The organism is Sulfurivermis sp. (assembly GCF_059410345.1).
Map to the genome: position 1 here is coordinate 14,945 of NZ_JBLJDO010000032.1, position 3,764 is coordinate 18,708.

The following is a 3,764-nucleotide window of genomic DNA, read 5'->3' on the forward strand; positions in this document are numbered from 1 at the left end:
GCCTCGATGAGGTACAGCGGGCCGAGCAGCGCGTCGACGGCCAGTTCGGCGAGCGTGATCTCGCTGTCGATAACCGCCGCCCCGGCAACGTCGGCGCCTAGTTTGAGGTCGGCGGTGCCGTCGCGGGGGATGCGCAGTTGCAGGTCTGCGCTGCTCATGGCTTACGGCTCGATGAGGCGCAGGCGGTCGATGCGTACCGTGCCGCCGGCATAGAGCTGCGCCGGGCTGATGATGATCGCTGCGCCGCTGCCGGCGCCGCCGGCGTCCAGATCCATCAGCCAGCCACTCTCGCTGTCGAGCACGCGCACCCAGGTGGCGGTGCCGTCTGCGGCGGCCATCACGTCGGCCACGGTGCCCAGCGCGAACACGCCGTCGCTCACAGCTCCGGCCGGGTCGGGCAGCGCGAACTCCGCCAGCAACACCTGGTCGGTGATCTCGCCGCCGCCGGTGGCGGGCATGGCGCCGTCGTACACGCGCAGCGTGCCGCCGGCGAGCGCAACGACGTGCGCCTGGGCGCGCAGGTTTTTGAGGGCGGTGGCGCGGCGCAGGATCACGGCATCGGCTCCGGTATTAGGTCGGATTTGGCGGCTGGGTCGAACTGGCCGCCCTCATCGCGCGCAACCGTCATGAACTTGTCGGTGAGGGAGAGTCCTACGAACTCGTAGCCGCCATTTGGCGCGCTGCGTACCTCGCGCAGCAGCGCGCCCGTCTTGTTGTGGTAGAGCCGAACCAGTAGCGACGCCGGCGTGCCGTCCACGGTCACGGTGCCCGTTATTCTGCCGCCGCCGCCGTATATGCCATCAATCCGCACAAGCCTGCCGAGCGCGCGCACCGTCATCGCCAGCTCCCGCTGATCTTGAACGCATAGCGACCCTCTGCAGCCGACACGGTGATTGCACCGGTGATCAGGATTAGGTCGGCGCCGTTGTTCAGAATTTGGCCCGGCGTGCCCGGCTTATCCTGAAGCGGCTGCATGAGGCCCGGGAATTCGCCCCGTTTCACCGCCGCGGCGCCAGTCCCTTCGATGATTAATATGGGCGAGTGGAGGTGCATCAGGCCGTCAGTGATCGCGGGATAGGCTTCGCCCTGCGAGCCGAACGCATCGTGCATCCCCGATCCGGTGGCTGAGTGCTTTATTGCAGCGCCAGCGTGTGTGTTGGCGCGGCACATAAATCTTCCGATGTTCGACGTTTTTGTTAACACGCCAAAGTTATTGTAATGACCTGGATAGGACGCCGTCCCCGTCGTTTCATGCCCACATATCACGACGCCGTACTGATCGCTTGGCTTCCACGAGTTGATATCACCGAACAAAAAGCAGTCAGGTCTGTTGATGTAACTGGGGTTCCACAAGGGGACTACGTAAAAGAGCCGCGAGTCACCGATCATGTGGTATGCCTGCGCTGTCGTGTTTGCGGTGTTGCTTCTCGGCCACTGGAGGCCAGCACCTGACAGCTGCGCCTCGGTTGGGAACAGTCCTTCGCCGGTGTCCACGTCGGTCATGCTCTCGTAACCGCGCGCCCGCGCGAACGTTGTGCCTGTGTCGTCGATCCGCAGATATAACCCGGTCCCGTCGGGGTCGATCGATCGGTACACCGCCTTGTTGGTGCCGCTGAACGCCTTCTCCCATTGCCCGACCGGCGCTGTGCGCACGCCGATGGTGCCGCTGGCGGTACCGTCCGGCTCGCCCGGCGCGGCGAAGCGCACGTAGTTGGCGTCTACCTCGGTGACGCGCCATTCGCCGTTGAGCGTTGCCGGCGCCGCGCCCTCAACCAGGATCACCTGGTGCTGCACGTAGCCGTGACCGCCACCCGAGTAGTACAGGGAGGCGACGCCGTCGGCCACCGACAGGCTGTTCGGAGCGGTGACGTTAAATCCGTTAATCAGACAGGCGTCGAGCAGGCCGATCATGTCGCCGGCCGTGCCCGACAGGCGCGGCGCGCCCTGCATGGTGCTCATGAACCATTTGACGGGGACTGTGCTCATCGTTGCTCCTCGTTATGCGTCAGCGTCACCGCGAATCTGCACGCGGAACCCGTCGCTCTGTTCGGTGGCCGGCCCCTGCTGCACGGTGCGGGCGATCCACACCGGATAGTTGGCGGCGATGGTGTTGAAGCGCAGCACGTTGCCAGTCGCCCAGCCGCCGCCCCAGCCCAGCGGGTCGATGGTGAAATAGGGCGCGTTGGTTGCCGGGTTGATGGGCGCGATCACGTTGGCGATCGGCAGCACGGCGATCTGGCCGACGCTCTCGCCTACCACTCGCACCTCGGTGGGGCTGTTGAATATCAGCGCCCACCGCTCCTGCATCGTCCCAATGTTGGTCACGGAGATCGGATACAGCACGGAGTTATATTCCGCGCTGGTGTCGCTGCCGACAACAGAGTCGGACCACTCACCCGTCCATGTGGCCTGGTCGAACGGCGCGGTGGCGCGTGCCTGCATGTCGCCGATCACCAAGGCGCTGCTGATGTACGCGCCGGGCGCCGGGTAGTCGTGCGAGACGGGGCGGGTCAGGGTGATGTGCCCGCTGATCTGCACATCGCTGACCAGCGCCATGTCCTCGATGCGGTGCTCCAGGCGCAGCGGCGCGGTCAGGCCTGCCACGTCCAGCAGCTCCACGGTGCCGGCGTCGAGGTCGGCGGCATATTTTGCCGTGGCCACCTGGTCGCCGCTCGCCTCGAACAGCTCCACGCGCGAGAGGCGCGTGCGGCCCACGTTGATGATCTGGCCGTTGCTCGGCGTGGTGATCTCAACCTCACCGGTGTGGTGCAGCACGACGACGTCGCCGACGCGATACACCGGCACGCGGCCGTCGGTTGGCAGGCGCACGGCGTCGACGCCGAGGATGTCCTTGTCGAGCGGGATATAGGCGTAGGCCACGGTCGCATAGACCAGCGTGTCCAGCAACGCCAGGCGCGGCTGGAATGCCATGCCGTCACGCACCGCGTCGGCGTGATACCACCACTCCCCCTCGTTGCCGGCCGCCGTCACCCAGCGGCCGAACCGCAGGCGCACGATGCCGGTGGCGAAATCCACTTTGCCATCGAGGTCGGCGGCGGTGATGGTGCCGTCTGTGTTGCTGGTGACGGTGACGACGCCGGGCGTGTCCTCATACTGGTACTGCACGATCAGCGAGCCGCTGCGAATGGGCGCGGCCGCGGTGCGGAACACCACGTCGCTCACGGCCAGGCTGCCGTACTGCGTCAGCATCGCCTGCACCGTGCCGCTGTTGGCGGCGCCCGGCGTCCAGGTGGTGAGACTGATCACGCCGCTGGTGTAGCTCAGTTGCCCGGCCTCGGTGCCGGCGCCGGTGGCGTGGTTTATGTCCTGATCCATGCGCCCGCTGCGGTCGACCATCGTTTTGCCGCCGAACGTCAGGCGCACACTGCCGGGCACGATCGGCTCGGCATAGCCGGGGGTCAGATCGATCTCTGGCGCCCAGGGAATGACGTGCGCCGGTGTGGTGCCGAGCGGATCGCCGCTGGTGTAGGCGGCCTGGGTCGCGCCGTGCTGGAGCGACAGGGTTCCGCTGATGACGCGCGACTCGGTGGTGCCGCTGTTTACGGGTAGGATGCCGCTCATGTCGTTGTCCCCAGGAGGCGTACCGTGTTGACGGTGCCGGTGTAGCTGCCGGCGATGCTGGCGCCCAGGCTGCACGCGCCGGTGTCGTAGTTGACCGTTCCCATCGTGGTGCCGTGGGCAACCGTGACGCCCACGCTGTCGACCACCTTCAGGTTGCCGGCGCCGTCGTCGGCGATCTTGAG

At 66.5% G+C, this 3,764-nt stretch carries 5 protein-coding genes; all 5 read right to left on the reverse strand.

What is annotated here, in order from left to right:
- Positions 1-161 precede the first annotated feature (161 nt).
- Positions 162-554 carry a hypothetical protein gene (locus ACMV8A_RS15230; RefSeq protein WP_495326737.1) on the reverse strand — a complete coding sequence of 131 codons (393 nt, stop codon included), beginning with the start codon at positions 552-554 and terminating at the stop codon, positions 162-164.
- Entirely contained in the window at positions 551-838 is a 288-nt protein-coding gene (locus ACMV8A_RS15235) for a hypothetical protein (protein ID WP_495326738.1), read from the reverse strand. The genes ACMV8A_RS15230 and ACMV8A_RS15235 overlap by 4 nt, the downstream gene beginning before the upstream one ends.
- Positions 835-1,986: a hypothetical protein gene (locus ACMV8A_RS15240; protein WP_495326739.1), complete on the reverse strand. Its 1,152-nt coding sequence runs from the start codon at positions 1,984-1,986 to the stop codon at positions 835-837. Before ACMV8A_RS15240 ends, ACMV8A_RS15235 begins: the two co-directional genes overlap by 4 nt.
- A gap of 12 nt (positions 1,987-1,998) precedes the next feature.
- On the reverse strand, positions 1,999-3,582 hold the full coding sequence (locus ACMV8A_RS15245; RefSeq protein WP_495326740.1) for a hypothetical protein: 1,584 nt from the start codon (positions 3,580-3,582) through the stop codon (positions 1,999-2,001).
- A partial coding sequence (locus ACMV8A_RS15250) for a hypothetical protein (RefSeq protein ID WP_495326741.1) occupies positions 3,579-3,764 on the reverse strand: 186 nt, incomplete at its 5' end. The genes ACMV8A_RS15250 and ACMV8A_RS15245, both read right to left, overlap by 4 nt.